This window comes from Bartonella sp. MM73XJBT.G, from assembly GCF_028618435.1.
Classification (GTDB): Bacteria; Pseudomonadota; Alphaproteobacteria; order Rhizobiales; family Rhizobiaceae; genus Bartonella.
In genome coordinates, this window is sequence record NZ_JAQISW010000066.1 from 1 (window position 1) to 1,258 (window position 1,258).

Below are 1,258 nucleotides of genomic sequence, written 5' to 3' on the forward strand. Positions count from 1 at the left end.
CTTGTTCAACGGTATTTTCAAATTGTCTTAAATCTTGGCGAAGAAGATCTTCGGCTTGTTTTTCGGTCATTGTCATGCCTTTGTGGACAAAAGGTTTACCAGCACTGTTGGTATGTCCATAACCGATTGTCCATACACCAATGGCGTCTTTATAGGCATTCAAACGCAAGCCTTCCCATTGTTTGATGAGTGCAAGACCTTCTTGTGATATTTTTCGCATAAAATTCTCCATAAAAAAAGCCCTGCAAAAAGCAGAGCTGTATTAAAAAATTGACCTCTTTCCCATTCGGAAGGTTGGCTTGTTAAAACCTATGTAGCTTTTTCATTGGAACAAAAGAATGTATTTGACATTATCAATTTTGTAGCATATAAACTACAGATGTTTATTGTTAAAAAAACACTATATTTTACAGAGTGGTTAGACTCATTAAAAGACAAACAAGTGCAAAAGAAAATTGCTGCACGTATTTTCCGCCTTGAATATGGGCTTCTAGGAGACGTGAAATATTTCCGTGGTATTGGTGAGTTAAAAATAAATTATGGACCAGGCTATCGGGTTTATTTTGTAAAACAAGGAAAACAAATCATTTTATTGTTAAATGCTGGTGATAAATCCACACAACAAAAAGATATCGAAAAAGCCCTCCAATTAGTAAAGGAAATGAAACATGGAAATTACTAAATTTGATGTAAGTGAATATTTTAACACGCCTGAAGACTTTAAGATTTTATTAGATGATGCTTTAGAAACTAAAAATAGTGGTTATATTGCACATGTATTAGGTATTATTGCACGTAAGCAGGGAATGACAGCTGTTTCCCAAGAGACAGGTTTAAATCGCGAGTCCCTCTATCGTTCTTTAAGTGATAAAGGCGACCCACGGCTTTCTACTTTTCTTAGTGTTTTAAGTGCCTTAAATTTGCAGATTAGCTTAACGCCTATCCAAAATAATTGTAAGGAACAAGCAGCTTTAGAAGAAGCATCTTGACCTTCTCCCCACCTTTAAAGATGTGGAAGGGAGGTACTTAAGCAACATTTTTAATGAGGGGCTCTAAATCTGGTTTATAACCTATCATGTATCCTCTTCGTCCATATGGATGACGCCGTCTCCTTCATCACATGCATTGGGTGGGGCGTTTGGATCAAGGGTATCGTCTTTGTCTGGTATGGTGTTTGCTACGTTTTTTGCAGCATCTTCTTGGGCTTTATCAAAAAGTTCGCAATCTATTTTTGTTGTATACCCACCTGTTTTATCAA

3 protein-coding genes and 1 pseudogene are annotated in these 1,258 nt (G+C 36.5%); 2 read left to right on the forward strand and 2 right to left on the reverse strand.

Annotation, left to right across the window (positions count from 1 at the left end):
- On the reverse strand, positions 1-220 hold a 220-nt coding region (locus tag PVV59_RS09775), incomplete at its 3' end, for a lysozyme (protein WP_273755884.1).
- Between the two features lie 159 nt (positions 221-379).
- On the opposite strand from PVV59_RS09775, the gene PVV59_RS09780 reads away from it, so the two are divergent.
- Positions 380-682, forward strand: coding sequence for a type II toxin-antitoxin system RelE/ParE family toxin (locus PVV59_RS09780; RefSeq protein ID WP_273755885.1), 303 nt, complete (start codon positions 380-382; stop codon positions 680-682).
- On the forward strand, positions 669-989 hold the full coding sequence (locus PVV59_RS09785; RefSeq protein WP_273755886.1) for an addiction module antidote protein: 321 nt from the start codon (positions 669-671) through the stop codon (positions 987-989). The genes PVV59_RS09780 and PVV59_RS09785 overlap by 14 nt, the downstream gene beginning before the upstream one ends.
- 84 nt (positions 990-1,073) lie before the next feature.
- Here the strand turns inward: PVV59_RS09785 and PVV59_RS09790 are convergent.
- Positions 1,074-1,258, reverse strand: a pseudogene (locus PVV59_RS09790) (late control protein); the annotation flags it as partial.